The sequence below is a fragment of the Paenibacillus favisporus genome, assembly GCF_040545415.1.
GTDB lineage: Bacteria > Bacillota > Bacilli > Paenibacillales > Paenibacillaceae > Paenibacillus_AQ > Paenibacillus_AQ favisporus.
The window spans coordinates 49,588-64,119 of sequence record NZ_JBEPLV010000011.1 but is presented as its reverse complement, the minus strand read 5'-3'; the positions used below and the strand labels follow the sequence as shown (position 1 = coordinate 64,119).

Genomic DNA, 14,532 nt, shown 5'->3' with positions numbered 1-14,532 from the left:
CCGAACACGACCGTTAAGCCCTCCAGCGCCGATGGTACTTGGACCGAAGGGTCCTGGGAGAGTAGGACGTTGCCAAGCGAAGGACCACTGTTGATGAATATCAACGGTGGTTTTTTTGTGTTTAATGATGTGTATGAGAGGAAATGGGTTATGAAATACAGATCCTGTCGTATTCATTAACAAGAAGGATTGAATTTTTTAATTATGGAATGCATCCTGTAGACTAGGCGGCATCATAAAATTGGCCATTAGGGAAGTCTTGAGAACATAGGATTGGGATGGACATGATATGGGTTTATGAATCTTTTGTCATTAGAAAAGATCGAGACACCGCAGCTGCCTATTCGCTATCATGCATAAGGTTTGTATACTCTCTAAACGAAGTAACATTTTTGTTACCGACAGGGCAGAAGTAGTCAGTATAATATGTATGTACATGTTTGGGGGTGCCTAAGAAAACTGAATAATTATTACTTTTGCGATATAAGGAGGACATACATGCTCAATAGACCGTGGCTGCATGCTCTTCTTGTGTTTGGAGTCGTCTGTTTGCTGCTTACCGGCTGTATGAAAAGCGAGCCCTCGTGGTCATCCTTTGAAGGAGCTGCGAACGATAAAACCTTTCCGGTACCGAAGGAAGCGAACCGTACTGATCGGACATCCGGTAATTCTAAATTAGACTATGTACGCTACTCGATGAAAGGCCTCAAGGAAGATGAGCAGATTCCGGAAGCTTACTTGAATAAAATCAAAGAGTGGGGCTGGAAGGAAAAAACGGAGGAGGCCGAAGGGAACTCGCACGTTTTTGAGAAGCAAAGCCGGGTAATTAACTTAACCATTCATAAAGATTATTTTACGGTGACCGTTTTAACTAAGGGAAAGGCGACAGTTGAAAGTGTGGATACCGATTTATAGTGACCTGCATCCAAGGATGCGGGTTTTTTAATTATGCGTGCAAGCCAAAGGCCCCTCTGTGTAAGAGGGACTTTCAAGTTCATCATAATGATGACGAGTGGCTACTGCTGATAATAGGAGATGTCCTGTGCGTTCAGTTTAATCATACCGTCTTTACGCTGCTTCAATAAACGAAGAAAAGCATAATATTGCGGAAGCAGGAACCAGAGATGCCAGAACAGCAAGGACAGTGTGAAGGGAACCGGTGACCAAAACATGATCACAGCCAGCAGGAGCAGGCCAAATCCAGTGATATAGATATAGACTCTCCGAAACAGGCGGTAGCTGATATGTTGATCGGTGATATATCCGAGCCAAGGCAGCCGCAGCGAAAATTTCCATCGTTTACGAAACGGTGTTCCTGATAACAGCAAAACCGATCGGGAGATAACATAATGAATCCAGAGCATAACCGGTGCGGCGAGAACAAAATAGAAGCAGCTGGTCCAGGAAATGATGATCATGAATGAAATCACAGCTATGTAGGGAAGAAGTAGATATAGGCGCACGAGCAGCCGGGAAACCGGTATTTTTTTGATTAATTTATAGTGGTAAAAGGTTGCGTTAACGTGATTCTCATCCGGCATGGAGAACGCTCCACCTCCTAGAGGTCTTTAATTCATATATCGGCTGATTGAAAGACTTTTTTTAAAATTCCTGTACAGACACTCGCGGGGATTGCGGGGAATATGTATGTAAGGAATCAAAGGGGGATATGAAACCACTATGAAAAGGTTTAAAATAATAGAAAATGAGTCATACTTGATAGTAATTAATGAAATAAGGTGGGATGGTTGATGGAAAATCAAACCGAACACGTCTGTATTATTTGCGGGCAAGTCAAAGAAGAAGGAATCACCATTATATCACAATTTATTTGCGAAGAGTGCGAATGTGAAATGGTGCATACAAATGCCGAAGACGCCAAATATCATTATTTTATCCATCAGATGAGACAAATCAATTTACAGACCAACGCGTAAGCAGGTATTTTGTACAGGGGGACAGTGGGAAGCTGTCCCTTTTTTGCATAGAAAAAGGTTATAAGCACATATAAGCTGCGGGGACCCAGCCGCCCCTGGTTCGCAAGAGAAACAATTGATACATGTGGTCTGGCTACCACGAATGTACGTCGGTAGACGTTTCTTTTCAAGCTGTTGCGCAAATTGTTCATTTATTAAGTAAATGACCCACTATTTCTAGTGACTTTATACGGTGACCGTTAGCCGGATGATTCAATATGCGATAAAATAGGGTAGAGATTGAAACCGGAAGGGATTATGGCTGGGGATGAAAAAGCAACATGTGAACAAGGAACGTGCACCTGTATACGAGATGATGCAGGAGATGAAAGATAAAGCCTATTCTTCATTTCATGTACCCGGACATAAAAAAGGACAGGCCTATACCGAATCCGGGGGAGCCGGATTTCTGCAGGATGTGCTGCAGGCGGATTTGACCGAAATCACAGGGACAGACGATCTGCATCACCCGGAGGGCGTAATCCGGGAGGCGCAAGCGCTGGCGGCGGATTGTTTTGGAGCCGAGGAGAGCTTCTTCCTGGTCGGCGGGAGTACATCCGGAAATATAGCGCTGATTCTGACGGTCTGCAGCAAGCCGGGGGATCTGCTGATCGTCCAGCGGAATGTCCATAAATCGGTGATCCATGGACTGATGCTGGCGGGGGCGAAGGCGGTCTTTATCCAGCCGGAGCCCGATCCGGTCAGTGGACTGGCAGTAGCCCCGTCCGCAGAGACCGTCAACGCCGCCCTGGCCGCCTATCCGCAGGCCAAGGGCGTGCTGGTCACCATGCCGAACTATTACGGCATGGGCAGCGACTTGGCGCCGCTTGCGGAGGCGTGCCACCAGCACGGGGTACCGCTGCTGGTGGACGAGGCGCACGGCGCCCACTACGGGCAGCATCCGCGGCTGCCCGGAAGTGCCTTGGCCAGCGGAGCGGACGGCGTCGTACAGTCGACGCACAAAATGCTGGCCGCGCTCACCATGGGAGCCATGCTGCACGTCCAAGGGCCGCGGATTGACCGCGGCCTGCTCCGCCAGCGGCTCGCCATGGTGCAGAGCTCGAGCCCATCGTACCCGATCATGGGCTCGCTGGACCTGGCCCGGCGCCTGCTGCATGTGCAGGGCGCCGGCGCCTTCACGGCGGGGCTCACCGCCGTGGACGCCCTGGTGCGCGGCCTGGCGGAGCTGCCGCGCTTCAAGCTGCTGCACCCGCAGGGGCAGCAGCCCCAAGACGCCGCCGGCGCAGCATCGGCGGGCAGCACTGCGCAGGCGGCCATCCGCCCTCCGACAGCCGCATATACCGCTCAGGACCCCTTCAAGGTCGTCATTTATGACGACACCGGTGTCCTGAGCGGGTATGAGCTGCAGGAGCGGCTTGAGGCGTATGGCTGCGTACCGGAGATGAGCGATGACCGATACGTCGTCCTGGTGTACAGCTTGGGATCTACCGAGGAAGACACCCGTCACCTTCTGGATGCCCTCCGGCATATAACTGTAGAGAAGGCGGACGCCCAGAGATCAGCAGATGCCTCACCGGCAGCTGAAAGCCGCCATTCCGTTCAGGCGGAGGCGGAGGCGGAAGGTGATTTACGTCAAACGAGAGCGTCCAGCCCGCCCAAGTCGCAAGGCAGCCCTGCCGAATTTTCCACGTGGAACATTTTAGCCCAGGCCACCGTCTCAGAGCCCATTCCATTCGGCCTGCAGCCCATACCTGCTGAAGATACCGAGAGGGTTCCCCTTCAGGATTGCGCGGACAGAACCGCTGCAGAAATGATCATTCCGTATCCTCCGGGAATTCCGCTTCTGTATCCGGGAGAGCGGATCACCGAGGATACGGCAGCACGGCTTCGCGTCCTGTCCAATGCGGGAGCGAAGTGCCAGGGGGCGGCAGATCCGAATCTACTAACTATAATTGTATATAAGAAAAACAGAAAGCAGGGAAGCCATTTATGACTGGTCCAGGAGCATTTATTACACTGGAAGGAGGCGAAGGGTCCGGGAAGACAACCGTGATCGGAAAAATTGGTGAATATTTTAACCGGCTCGCCATCCCCTATATGATGACCCGAGAGCCGGGAGGCATTGAAATTGCCGAGAAGATTCGGGAAATTATATTGAATCCGTCCCATACGGCCATGGATGCCCGAACCGAGGCGCTTCTGTATGCCGCTTCAAGAAGACAGCACCTTGCTGAAAAGGTGGAGCCTGCCCTGGAGAAAGGCCTCACGGTGATCTGCGACCGATTCGTCGACAGCAGCCTGGTTTATCAAGGATATGCCCGCGGACTCGGCATGGATGAAGTGTGGGCCATTAATCAATTCGCCATTCATGACCGGATGCCGGATCTCACCTTTTATTTGGATATCGAGCCGGAGACCGGACTGCAGCGGATTGCGGCAAATCAGGGACGCGAGGTCAACCGCCTGGATCTTGAAGGTTTATCTTTTCATCAGAAAGTACGGGAGGGTTATCATATCATCGCATCCCGTTATCCGGAGCGCATCGTCGTCATTGATGCTTCCAAAGAGCAGTCTGACGTGGAACAGGATATCATCCGTGTGCTTCAGGAGCGATTTTAAAGGATTTTTGAGGATCTTTGTCAAATAAGTACAGTAGCAGCCTGCAGCTATATAGAATGAACTAAATTAATGATGCATATGTGGACATCAATGTAATTTTAAAAGATTATTACATCTTACTTTGGTTCAATCTATATGGATGGGCAGGTCTAAATAAGCGAGGAGGGAATGCAAGATGAAACTGATCGTTGCGATTGTACAGGATAAGGACAGCAACCGTTTGTCGGCAGGTCTGGTCAAGGCGAACTTCCGGGCGACGAAACTGGCGAGTACCGGCGGGTTCTTGCGGGCAGGTAACACCACATTTATGATCGGGGTGGATGACAGCCAGGTTGAAGCCGTGATGAACGTCATCCGCAGCAGCTGTAAAGTTCGGGAACAGCTCGTTACTCCCGTAACCCCGATGAGCGGTACGACCGATTCATATTTGCCGCTCCCCGTAGAGGTTCAGGTCGGCGGTGCTACCGTGTTCGTTCTGCCGGTTGACCGTTTCGAACATTTTTAAGGCAGGAGATATCCATTGAAGATTAATCCGGGGTTCAGACCCCTAAAGAGCGATTTGCAGATTAACGAGGGCAATGCGAAGCAGATTCAGCCCAAATCGTTTTCCGATATCATGCAGCAGCACGGCGAGAAGGTATCACAGGAGGAGCTTGACCGCCGGTTTAAAGAGATCCAGATGCAGGGAGACCGTCTCGCCAGATCGATGACAATCCGCGAGTTGAAGGCCTACCGTATGCTGGTCAAACGGTTTCTGGAGGATACGGTCCGCCGTGGAGTCCGGATGAAGGAAGCTCGTGGCTGGGACCGCAGAGGCCGGGGCAAGCGCTACAATCTGATTGATGAAATCGACTCGGCCCTTTTGGGACTGGCCGACGATATGCTGGAGAGCGAACAGGGAAAAATCGAGCTGCTGCAGCGGATTGGGGAAATCCGAGGTATGCTGATCAATTTGATGTTCTGACAGATTAGAAGAAATAGGAATAGGTAAAGCCCTTCGTACATGATAAACTATAGGTATAGATAGAATGCCGTATTGTAACATCGATGCGCCGGCCAGGCGATCCGTCTTCCGGTCCATCGATATTGGGAAGAGAGGAAATATGTCTTTTGCAGATATTGCGGGTCAGGATGCGGCAAAGCAAATGCTGCAAAACGCCCTTCGCCGAAACTCCGTCAGCCATGCTTATATATTCAGCGGTCCAGCGGGGAGCGGGCAGATGAAGACGGCCCGGACGTTTGCCCAAGCACTCTTCTGTACTACGCTTGAGGACGACGCCTGCGGACAATGCCTCGAATGCCGCAAAGTAGAGCACGGCAATCACCCCGATCTTCATCTCCTTGCTCCGGATGGATCGTCTATCAAAATCGACCAGATCCGCGACTTACAGCGGGTCTTTTCCTATCGCTCGGAATCAAAGAATCCGAAGGTATATATTATCGACCAGGCTGATACGATGACCGTGCAGGCGGCCAACAGCCTGCTGAAGTTTCTGGAGGAGCCGCCCATTCCGGCCGTGGCGATTTTGATTACGGAGAATGGACAGGCTCTGCTCCCGACGATTCAGTCGCGCGCGCAGCTGGTGCCTTTTACCCCGCTCAGCCCCGGGCTGATGCTGCAGACGCTGGTGGATGAAGGATACCCTTCACCGCTTGCCAGATGCGCCGTTCACCTATCGTCGGGACTGGACGGATGCCGCGAGCTGATGGAACAGAATTGGTTTGCAGAAATTAGAAACGTAGTGTTACAATTAGGGAAGGAAGCTCTAGGCCGAGGCAGCTCCGCTCTGGTGACCGCAGGGCAGAAGGTGTTCAAAGCCGGGTTATCCGATCACTTGGATACACTGCTTAATTTGTTTCATTTGTGGTTCAGAGATATGCTTCACGTCCAGTACGGTAAGCACGAAAGTATCGTTTTCATAGATCAGTTGGACTTTTTGTCTACACATGCTTTAACCCGCAGCACGGCACAATGGGTCTCCTATATGGATTTAGCCGCAGAATGCAGGAAGAAATTGCGCTACAATGTGAATAGCCAACTCTGTCTTGAACAGTTTTTAATCGGTTTGGAAGGATAGCTTCAAGGCTAGCCAATGGTCTCTGGCATATAAGGGGGTTAGTTTTTGTACAGTGTAGTGGGTGTCCGTTTTAAAAAGGCGGGCAAAATTTATTACTTCGATCCGCTCGATTTCCCGATTGAGAAGGATAACAGCGTTATCGTCGAAACGGCGCGCGGTATCGAATACGGCAAGGTTGTCGTTGGAAAAAAAGAGGTGCAGGAATCCGATGTGGTCCTCCCGCTGAAGAAGGTCATCCGGATCGCCGGTGATTCTGACGCACGGGTTGTGGAAGAGAACAAGCAGGCCGCCAAGGATGCTTTTGCCACCTGTTTAAATAAAATCCGCGATCACGGCCTCAAGATGAAGCTGGTGGATGTGGAATTTACGTTTGACCGAAATAAAATTATATTTTATTTTACGGCTGAGGGAAGAGTGGATTTTCGCGAGCTCGTCAAGGATCTGGCCGGTATTTTCCGGACTCGGATTGAGCTTAGACAAATTGGTGTGCGTGACGAAGCCAAGATGCTGGGTGGTATTGGCCCATGCGGTCGCATCCTTTGCTGTTCGTCCTGGCTCGGCGATTTCGAGCCTGTATCCATCAAGATGGCTAAAGACCAGAGCTTGTCGCTGAATCCGACCAAAATTTCCGGCTTGTGCGGAAGACTCATGTGCTGTCTGAAATATGAGCATGATAATTATGAAAGTGTGAAGGAAGAGCTGCCATCAGTAGGCAAAATCGTCATCACATCGTTGGGAGAAGGCAAAGTGGTCGGTATCAATGCCGGTAGCCGAAGCGTCCATGTCCAGCTGTTTGAAATCAGCAAGGTCAAGGAACTGCCATTGGATGATGTTGTCATCAAGTAAACCGTAGAGGTTACTTTCGGGGTGGAAACTTGGAAAAGAAAAATATTTTTGCACACATTCAAGAGATGGAAACACAAATGGAGCAGGTTCACAGTGATCTGGGTGAAATGAAGCTTCTCATCAAAGAGCTGCTGGAGGAAAACAACCGCCTGAGCCTGGAGAATGAGCAGCTGCGCAAAATATTAAAAGGAGCCATACCGGAGGAAGGATCCCCGCTGCCACAACCGGCCCATGCCACAGCAGAGCAGGAGCATGAGATCGAAGACGTGGTGGGGGAAGGATACGACAACCTCGCGAGGCTGTATCACGAAGGTTTCCATATATGCAACGTCTATTATGGACATTTGCGCACAGAAGGCGATTGCCTTTTCTGCCTGTCTTTTCTGAATAAATGAAGCCGTAGGATAACTCCCTACGGTTTTTTTTCAATGTTTTTATGGTTTACAATGGTTTTATGTAAAGTACCAAGGAAGGTTACCCTATGCTGCAGAGAAGGAAAATGAAGAATGAAAATCGATAAATCACAGGTAAGTCTGCGGCCGACGGAACGTCTCGACGATCTGCTGACGCACGACTTGCATATTATCCAAAGCGACGAAGTGTTCAGCTTTTCCATGGATGCGGTGCTTCTGGCACGCTTCGCGGGAATTCCGGCCAAGGGGAGAGTGCTCGACCTGTGTACGGGGAACGGCGTCATTCCGATGCTGCTCACCACCCGTACCGCGGCGGCCATCGAAGGTATTGAAATTCAGCCCCGTCTGGCGGACATGGCCCGGCGGAGCGTGGAGCTGAACGGCTTGAATGACCGGGTTCTCATCCGTGAAGGCGATTTGCGGGAGCTGCACAAGGAGACCGGGCACGGCGTATATGACGCTATTACGGTCAATCCGCCCTATATGCCGCTGAACGGCAGCGATATCAAGCTGAATCCTCACCAGGCGATCGCCCGCCATGAAATCAGCTGCACCCTGGAAGAGGTTATTCAGACCTGCTTCAGATTGGTCAAGCCCGGCGGGAAAGTCAGCATGGTTCATAAGCCGCAGCGGCTTGCAGACATTATATCGCTGATGCGGCAGCATCGGCTGGAGCCGAAACGGATTCGCTTCGTTCATCCGAGGGCCCATTTGGAGGCGAATATGGTGCTGGTCGAGGCGATGAGGGAGGGCAAGCCGGAGGTACGGTTGCTGCCACCGCTCATTGTATATAATGAGAATAACAGCTACTGTCCGGAAATTCTGGATATTTATTATGGAGCTAAAGAGGGAAAAGAATGAGTCTGAGCATACAAAGCAGTTTTCAGGAAAAAGAAGAGGGCGCGCCGGGTTCGTTATACCTGGTGGCCACACCCATCGGCAATTTGGAGGACATGACGTTTCGGGCGGTAAACACGCTAAAGGCCTGTGACATCATCGCCGCAGAGGATACAAGGCAGACGCGAAAGCTGCTCACCCATTTCGACATTTCCCCGTCTATGTTGTTCAGTTATCATGAGCATAATAAGGCGGCAAGCGGACCCGAATTAATACGCTATATAATAGAAGGAAAAAATTTGGCTCTCGTCAGCGATGCCGGTCTGCCGGCGATTTCCGACCCCGGGGCCGACCTCGTCCAGCTGGCGTTGGAACAAGGAATTTCCGTTATCCCGGTCCCGGGTGCCAATGCTGCGTTATCCTCCCTGATCGTGTCGGGACTTCCGACCGAGCGCTTTACGTTTATCGGTTTTCTTCCCCGGGAACGCAAAGAGATTCAAGCGGTGCTGGAGCCGCTGCAGGCGGCATCCGGAACGCTGCTGTTTTACGAATCGCCTCATCGGGTAATGAAGACACTCAAGGCCATCCTTGAATTTCTCGGCAATCGGAGAATTGTGCTTGCCCGTGAGCTGACCAAACGATATGAGGAGTTTGTCAGGGGAACCATTGAAGAGTGCCTCGAGTATCTGGAGGAGCATGCCCCGCTTGGCGAATACTGCCTCGTTCTGGAAGGCGCGGATCCGAAGGAGGAACAGAAGCAGCGGGATGCTTGGTGGCAGGAGTTGACCGTGGAAGAGCATGTGCAGCATTACGAAGGGGAAGGATTGCCAAGGAAAGACGCCATGAAGAAGGCAGCCGCCGACCGCGGCGTTTCCAAAAGGGATGTATATAACGCGCTGTTGTAATGAATGCAGTGGTGAGGGAGCAGTAGGTAAAAGAGAGAGATTGGGTGCATAAACCACATTTTTGAAAAGACAGTCGCCTTTTATAGGGATGAAAGTTTTTCCGAAGATAGGGAATTTGTGGCAAAATGGAAGCAGCCGGGGTGGGACGTCGTGCGGCTGCTCCTCTTCTCCTTGGAGCGGTCATATCGTCTTCAATCAAAAAAAATGCCTCCCACGGCCGGGTTCTGAGCCGAGGAGACACCAAGGAGATATGAAAAAGGTTAGAATTAACAATTTGAATTACTCTTATTATATACTAAAAATCTTAATTTGTCACAGGTGTTGGGATTTCTGATATGCAATCGTGACAAACAATTTTTCCTTTGAAGTAAGTAACATTCTCGGCATTGCCGCAGAAGATGCAGGCCGGTTCGTATTTCTTGAGCATAATACGTTCTCCGTCCACGTAAATCTCAAGTGCGTCTTTCTCTCCAATGCCCAAGGTACGGCGCAGTTCAATGGGGATAACTACCCGACCCAGTTCGTCTACCTTTCTTACAATACCAGTTGATTTCATCATAACTGATCATTGCTCCTCTCGCCATAGTTTTAAAATGTCATAATTCGACAACGTTCTCTCTTTAATGATATCAATAATACCAACGATTCCCAAAACAGTCAACCAGTAAATTTGGTTCAATAACCTTACAAATAGCATAACAGCTAGGAAATCACTCATATCAGGATTCTTTTCCAATTATATCGCCTTGGTAGTATAATGTCGATTTGGAAAACCTTAATTCTGCTTATTTCGACATGTATCGACACTAATTGTCAAAAATATTTCAAAATTAAAACACTTAACAACCCGAATTTCACAAAATGAATGGAGTTGACCTGAACATGAACCCACTAAGTGAGGAAAAGGTTTTTAAAGATCCGGTTCACAATTATATTCACGTCCAGGACTCCACGATTTGGAGGCTCATTAATACAACCGAATTTCAGCGCTTGCGGCGGATCCGGCAGCTTGGAACCTCGTATTTGACGTTTCATGGAGCGGAGCACAGCCGTTTCTCCCATTCTTTAGGGGTATATGAGATTACACGGCGGATTATTTCGCAATTTGAGCGCAGCGGATATCCGGATTGGCCGAAAGAAGAGAGGCTGCTGACGCTGTGTGCGGCGCTGCTGCACGACCTCGGACACGGCCCCTTTTCCCATTCGATTGAAGAGGCCTTTCATATGAATCATGAAGACTGGACGCGCCGGATTGTCACCGGAGATACGGAAGTGAATGACATTTTGAGCGAGATCGCCCCGGACTTCCCGGACAAGGTATCCGCCGTCATCGCGAAGACCTATGATAAACCGATTGTGGTGAACCTCGTTTCGAGCCCCTTGGATGCCGACCGGATGGATTACCTGCTTCGGGATGCCTATTATACCGGGGTGAACTACGGCACGATTGATATTGACCGTATTTTACGGATGCTCCGTCCTTACCAGGGGAGAGTAGTGGTCAAGGAGTCCGGGATGCATGCCGTGGAGGATTATTTGATGTCGAGGTACCAGATGTACTGGCAGGTCTACTTCCATCCGGTAACCCGCAGTTCAGAAATTATTTTGCGCCAAATATTCCGGCGGGCCAAGGAGCTGTACCAGGATGGTTATCCATTTGGCTTTATGGTCGAGCCGCTACCGCAGCTCTTTGAAGACAAACTGGACGTGCAAGCTTATCTGAAGCTGGACGAGGCGCTGATTCAAACGGCCTTCCTCCAGTGGTCCTATGAGGACGACCGCATACTCAGCGAGCTGTGCACCCGATTTATGCACCGCAAACTGTATAAATATGTAGAAATGGACTCCGTCGATTTGGAAATGATCGATGAAATCCGCCGGGAGTTTGGACAAGCCGGAATGAACCCGGAATATGATCTGGAGATTGATTTTCCGACCGATCTTCCTTACGATGTATTTCGTCCGGGTGACGAGTCGAGCCAGAAACAGATCCTGCTGCTCGACCGCCAGGAGCAGCTGCGGGAAATATCCGAGGTGTCGGATATTGTCCGTTCCATCAGCGGCATTCACCGCGGGAAATATCACTTGTATTATCCGGAAGATAAACTGGAAAAGGCGATAACCGATCTTTCTCCTTCGATTTCCCGCATTTTCAAGCTTTAATGACAAAATACCGTACGAAAAGGAACATGGGGTACCGACAAGAAAGGAGTTCAAATTCATGGAACTGTTCGACACGCACACCCATCTGGATGCGCAACAATTCGACGAGGACCGGGAGCGGGTCATTGATAATGCTGTACAAGCCGGTGTAACCCGGATGATCAACGTTGGTTTTAACCGGGAGACGATTCCATCGACGATGAAGCTGGTGGAAACGTATGATTTTATATATGCGGCCATAGGCTGGCATCCGCAGGACGCCGTTTTTATGCAGGAAGGCGATCTGGAGTGGATTGCATCCTTATGCAGTCATCCCAAGGTGGTGGCCATCGGTGAAATTGGACTGGATTACTACTGGGACACCTCGCCGAAGGACGTGCAGCACAGGGTTCTCCGCCAGCAAATTGGACTGGCTCGAGAGCTCAACATGCCAATTGTTATACATAACCGGGACGCCCATGAGGATATCGTGAAAATATTACGGGAAGAGAAGGCCGGCGAGGTCGGCGGCGTCATGCACTCATTCTCGGGGAGCTGGGAAACGGCGAAGCTGTGCCTGAATATGGGCTTCCATCTTTCGTTTGGCGGACCTATTACGTTCAAGAATGCCAGAGTCCCCAAAGAGGTCCTGGCTCAGGTTCCGATGGACAGGCTGCTCATCGAAACCGACTCTCCTTATCTCACGCCGCACCCCTTCCGAGGGAAGAGAAACGAGTCGGCAAACGTCCGACTGGTCGCTGAGGCGGCAGCCCAGATTAAGGGGGTTGACCTGGAGGAAATTGCCCAGATTACCACCCGAAATGGGCTGGAACGATTTGGAATTGTGTGAAATCGGGAGAAAAACAGCCAAAAAAATGAGCATGAGCGAATGATTAAAGAATTTTAACAAACAAAACGCCGAATATTACATTTTTTTAACCACTTTTTCAAATAAACGTGGTTGATTACCGCTTTACAACATGCATCAAAACAGGATATCATCTTTTCAGTGAATCATTGAGCTGTCGTTAAGGTCTTACCTTCGCAGCTTTCATGAACCAGTCTCGCTGAGTCTCCCGCATGGGAGAACGGGGGAACCAATACTGGAGTGGGTCATGACAGACCGGAAGCGGTCCCATGCTCGCAAACGTATTTGATTTCTTTCTTGGGTCTCTGGGGTGAATTGAACGGCTTTACGCCATGAGCGTAAGGACGCGAATAGGGCGGCTCTCTTTCGCCCGAACCCGACAGCTAACCCCGTAAGCGGATAAAGAGAGGTACCCTCGTGCATGACAATTCCGATATTCAGACATCCGGAAGCCACGAAAGAGTCCTCGTAAGCTCTTTTCTATCGGCTTCTTTTGTTTTGAATAAAGGAGAGGCAGTCATCATACTGTTGTATAACAGGAGGTGACAAATCATGATGGAGAGATTGGTTCATGGTGCAAGAACGCATGCTTTCTGTGGGTTCTTGTAAAAAATTGAGTATAGTCGCGTCAAATACAATCATGCATAACTCTAGACGGCGAGGCTATGAAGGAGGATCGAGAAAGTGGGCGTTTTCCAACCAGAGAAGACCCATGATTCAAAAATCTCCAGCATGTCTTACGCATTGCGATGGAAGCATGAGAATTTGCGCCAGATCTCCACTGCAGCTATCGTTTCAATCGCGGTTACCCTGATGATCTTGCTACTCGTGTACAGTCAATCGCGAAAACAAGTTTATTTGGTAGTAGACGGTCAAATGAAATCTGTACAGACCAATACATCTTTACTTCAAGAAATGCTGGATGAGCAGGAAATCAGTCTGAAACCCGAGGACCAAATATCGATGCCGCTGAGCGGGGCTATATCCGACGGCGACAAGGTCGTGATCGACCGCGCGAGTCCTGTGAAGGTGACGGCTGATGGTGCAACGAAGCATTTGTATACAACGGCCAAAACGGTCGGCGACGTGCTGAAAGAAACCGGCGTCAAAGTCAAGGAAACGGACATTGTCACTCCGGCTGTCGAAACGGCGGTCTCCACCAACACGGACATCCGGATCGTCCGGATGAACAAACAAGTGGTACAGCGTCATGAATCCCTCCCCTTCCGGGTGGTCAAAACCTCCGACCCCAGCATTTACAAAGGCGAGTCGCGGGTGATTCAGCAGGGAGCTCCTGGCGTCATGGTGCAGTACATTGAGAAGAAGTACAAAGACGGCAAGCTGGTGTCCATGAAGATGGTGGGCAAAAAAGTGGAGACGGTGACCAAGGATAAGGTCATTGCCGTCGGCACGAAGAAAAAGCCTGTTCCCGTAGTGACCGAAGTCAAAACAGCCGTTGCCAAAGCTTCTTCTACCCCTGCCAAGGTGAAGAAGGTCAGCAGCAGCAGTAACAACCGGGTCAGCAAGGCCGGCGTTGACTTTTCCTACAAGAAGCTGATCAAAGTATCCATGACCGCTTATTCGTCTGGCGAGTCCGGAGTCGGCACACGCACCGCCACAGGAACACGCGTCGCGGAAGGCCGCACGATTGCGGTTGATCCAAGCGTCATTCCTTTGGGATGGTGGGTTTACATTGAAGGCATTGGCTTCCGTCGTGCGGAAGACACGGGCGGAGCCATTAAGGGAAATAAAATCGATATATACTACGATTCCGTCCAGCAAGCACGCAATTTTGGCCGTAAATCCGGCCTTAAGGTGTACGTGATTGGTCCGGTCAAACCGGAGCTGAACTAATTTCGTTTTACTTTGCCATTCTAATGTTATAGT

Annotated in this window: 16 protein-coding genes, 1 rRNA gene and 1 riboswitch; of the genes, 15 read left to right on the top strand and 2 right to left on the bottom strand. The window is 50.2% G+C overall.

The genetic code is table 11. The annotated features are described in order from the left end of the window. Both rrf and ABID47_RS32885 read left to right on the top strand, forming a co-directional pair. Window positions 1–78, top strand: a 5S ribosomal RNA gene (gene rrf / locus ABID47_RS33585); the annotation flags it as partial. 420 nt (window positions 79–498) lie between these two features. After that, on the top strand, window positions 499–915 hold the full coding sequence (locus ABID47_RS32885; RefSeq protein ID WP_354503338.1) for a hypothetical protein: 417 nt from the start codon (window positions 499–501) through the stop codon (window positions 913–915). 101 nt (window positions 916–1,016) lie between these two features. On the opposite strand, the gene ABID47_RS32880 is transcribed toward ABID47_RS32885, so the two are convergent. Then, a complete protein-coding gene (locus ABID47_RS32880) occupies window positions 1,017–1,541 on the bottom strand; it encodes a hypothetical protein (RefSeq protein ID WP_105442448.1) in 525 nt (174 codons plus the stop codon). A gap of 210 nt (window positions 1,542–1,751) precedes the next feature. Between ABID47_RS32880 and ABID47_RS32875 the strand changes: the two genes are divergently transcribed. The 10 genes from ABID47_RS32875 (at window position 1,752) to rsmI (ending at window position 9,635) form a co-directional block, all read left to right on the top strand. Continuing rightward, window positions 1,752–1,937 carry a sigma factor G inhibitor Gin gene (locus tag ABID47_RS32875; RefSeq protein ID WP_076176641.1) on the top strand — a complete coding sequence of 62 codons (186 nt, stop codon included), beginning with the start codon at window positions 1,752–1,754 and terminating at the stop codon, window positions 1,935–1,937. Between the two features lie 307 nt (window positions 1,938–2,244). Continuing rightward, entirely contained in the window at window positions 2,245–3,930 is a 1,686-nt protein-coding gene (locus ABID47_RS32870; RefSeq protein WP_435530693.1) for an aminotransferase class I/II-fold pyridoxal phosphate-dependent enzyme, read from the top strand. Continuing rightward, a complete protein-coding gene (tmk, locus tag ABID47_RS32865) occupies window positions 3,927–4,556 on the top strand; it encodes a dTMP kinase (RefSeq protein ID WP_354503336.1) in 630 nt (209 codons plus the stop codon). The genes ABID47_RS32870 and tmk overlap by 4 nt, the downstream gene beginning before the upstream one ends. A 175-nt stretch (window positions 4,557–4,731) precedes the next feature. After that, the gene (locus tag ABID47_RS32860) at window positions 4,732–5,061 is read left to right on the top strand and encodes a cyclic-di-AMP receptor (protein WP_036712689.1); all 330 of its coding nucleotides are present in this window, start codon (window positions 4,732–4,734) and stop codon (window positions 5,059–5,061) included. Window positions 5,062–5,076: 15 nt separating this feature from the next. After that, on the top strand, window positions 5,077–5,520 hold the full coding sequence (locus tag ABID47_RS32855; RefSeq protein ID WP_076176644.1) for a YaaR family protein: 444 nt from the start codon (window positions 5,077–5,079) through the stop codon (window positions 5,518–5,520). 139 nt (window positions 5,521–5,659) lie between these two features. After that, window positions 5,660–6,634 carry a DNA polymerase III subunit delta' gene (holB, locus tag ABID47_RS32850; protein ID WP_354503333.1) on the top strand — a complete coding sequence of 325 codons (975 nt, stop codon included), beginning with the start codon at window positions 5,660–5,662 and terminating at the stop codon, window positions 6,632–6,634. Window positions 6,635–6,679: 45 nt separating this feature from the next. Then, entirely contained in the window at window positions 6,680–7,480 is an 801-nt protein-coding gene (locus ABID47_RS32845) for a PSP1 domain-containing protein (protein WP_076176646.1), read from the top strand. A gap of 29 nt (window positions 7,481–7,509) precedes the next feature. After that, window positions 7,510–7,875 carry a DNA replication initiation control protein YabA gene (gene yabA, locus ABID47_RS32840; RefSeq protein ID WP_076176647.1) on the top strand — a complete coding sequence of 122 codons (366 nt, stop codon included), beginning with the start codon at window positions 7,510–7,512 and terminating at the stop codon, window positions 7,873–7,875. A 111-nt stretch (window positions 7,876–7,986) separates the two neighbouring features. Next, window positions 7,987–8,754: a tRNA1(Val) (adenine(37)-N6)-methyltransferase gene (locus ABID47_RS32835; RefSeq protein WP_076176648.1), complete on the top strand. Its 768-nt coding sequence runs from the start codon at window positions 7,987–7,989 to the stop codon at window positions 8,752–8,754. Continuing rightward, window positions 8,751–9,635: a 16S rRNA (cytidine(1402)-2'-O)-methyltransferase gene (rsmI, locus tag ABID47_RS32830; RefSeq protein WP_354503330.1), complete on the top strand. Its 885-nt coding sequence runs from the start codon at window positions 8,751–8,753 to the stop codon at window positions 9,633–9,635. The genes ABID47_RS32835 and rsmI overlap by 4 nt, the downstream gene beginning before the upstream one ends. Window positions 9,636–9,939: 304 nt before the next feature. Here rsmI and ABID47_RS32825 read toward each other — a convergent pair whose 3' ends face one another. After that, window positions 9,940–10,194 carry an AbrB/MazE/SpoVT family DNA-binding domain-containing protein gene (locus ABID47_RS32825; RefSeq protein ID WP_036712714.1) on the bottom strand — a complete coding sequence of 85 codons (255 nt, stop codon included), beginning with the start codon at window positions 10,192–10,194 and terminating at the stop codon, window positions 9,940–9,942. Window positions 10,195–10,517: 323 nt separating this feature from the next. Here ABID47_RS32825 and ABID47_RS32820 point away from each other — a divergent pair, with 323 nt between their 5' ends. From ABID47_RS32820 to ABID47_RS32810, 3 genes are all read left to right on the top strand, one after another. Further along, a complete protein-coding gene (locus ABID47_RS32820) occupies window positions 10,518–11,798 on the top strand; it encodes an HD domain-containing protein (protein WP_089549468.1) in 1,281 nt (426 codons plus the stop codon). 58 nt (window positions 11,799–11,856) lie between these two features. Continuing rightward, window positions 11,857–12,627 carry a TatD family hydrolase gene (locus ABID47_RS32815; protein WP_145029964.1) on the top strand — a complete coding sequence of 257 codons (771 nt, stop codon included), beginning with the start codon at window positions 11,857–11,859 and terminating at the stop codon, window positions 12,625–12,627. 205 nt (window positions 12,628–12,832) lie between these two features. Further along, window positions 12,833–13,059: riboswitch (cyclic di-AMP (ydaO/yuaA leader) on the top strand. 270 nt (window positions 13,060–13,329) lie between these two features. After that, the gene (locus tag ABID47_RS32810; protein WP_354503326.1) at window positions 13,330–14,499 is read left to right on the top strand and encodes a ubiquitin-like domain-containing protein; all 1,170 of its coding nucleotides are present in this window, start codon (window positions 13,330–13,332) and stop codon (window positions 14,497–14,499) included. Window positions 14,500–14,532: the final 33 nt, after the last annotated feature.

What these genes read in the sequence shown, in the direction of transcription:
- ABID47_RS32885 (WP_354503338.1), top strand. Translation starts at nt 499, where the DNA reads ATGCTCAATAGACCGTGGCTGCATGCTCTTCTTGTGTTTGGAGTCGTC.
- ABID47_RS32880 (WP_105442448.1), bottom strand. Translation starts at nt 1,541, where the DNA reads ATGCCGGATGAGAATCACGTTAACGCAACCTTTTACCACTATAAATTA.
- ABID47_RS32875 (WP_076176641.1), top strand. Translation starts at nt 1,752, where the DNA reads ATGGAAAATCAAACCGAACACGTCTGTATTATTTGCGGGCAAGTCAAA.
- ABID47_RS32870 (WP_435530693.1), top strand. Translation starts at nt 2,245, where the DNA reads ATGAAAAAGCAACATGTGAACAAGGAACGTGCACCTGTATACGAGATG.
- tmk (WP_354503336.1), top strand. Translation starts at nt 3,927, where the DNA reads ATGACTGGTCCAGGAGCATTTATTACACTGGAAGGAGGCGAAGGGTCC.
- ABID47_RS32860 (WP_036712689.1), top strand. Translation starts at nt 4,732, where the DNA reads ATGAAACTGATCGTTGCGATTGTACAGGATAAGGACAGCAACCGTTTG.
- holB (WP_354503333.1), top strand. Translation starts at nt 5,660, where the DNA reads ATGTCTTTTGCAGATATTGCGGGTCAGGATGCGGCAAAGCAAATGCTG.
- ABID47_RS32835 (WP_076176648.1), top strand. Translation starts at nt 7,987, where the DNA reads ATGAAAATCGATAAATCACAGGTAAGTCTGCGGCCGACGGAACGTCTC.
- rsmI (WP_354503330.1), top strand. Translation starts at nt 8,751, where the DNA reads ATGAGTCTGAGCATACAAAGCAGTTTTCAGGAAAAAGAAGAGGGCGCG.
- ABID47_RS32825 (WP_036712714.1), bottom strand. Translation starts at nt 10,194, where the DNA reads ATGATGAAATCAACTGGTATTGTAAGAAAGGTAGACGAACTGGGTCGG.
- ABID47_RS32820 (WP_089549468.1), top strand. Translation starts at nt 10,518, where the DNA reads ATGAACCCACTAAGTGAGGAAAAGGTTTTTAAAGATCCGGTTCACAAT.
- ABID47_RS32815 (WP_145029964.1), top strand. Translation starts at nt 11,857, where the DNA reads ATGGAACTGTTCGACACGCACACCCATCTGGATGCGCAACAATTCGAC.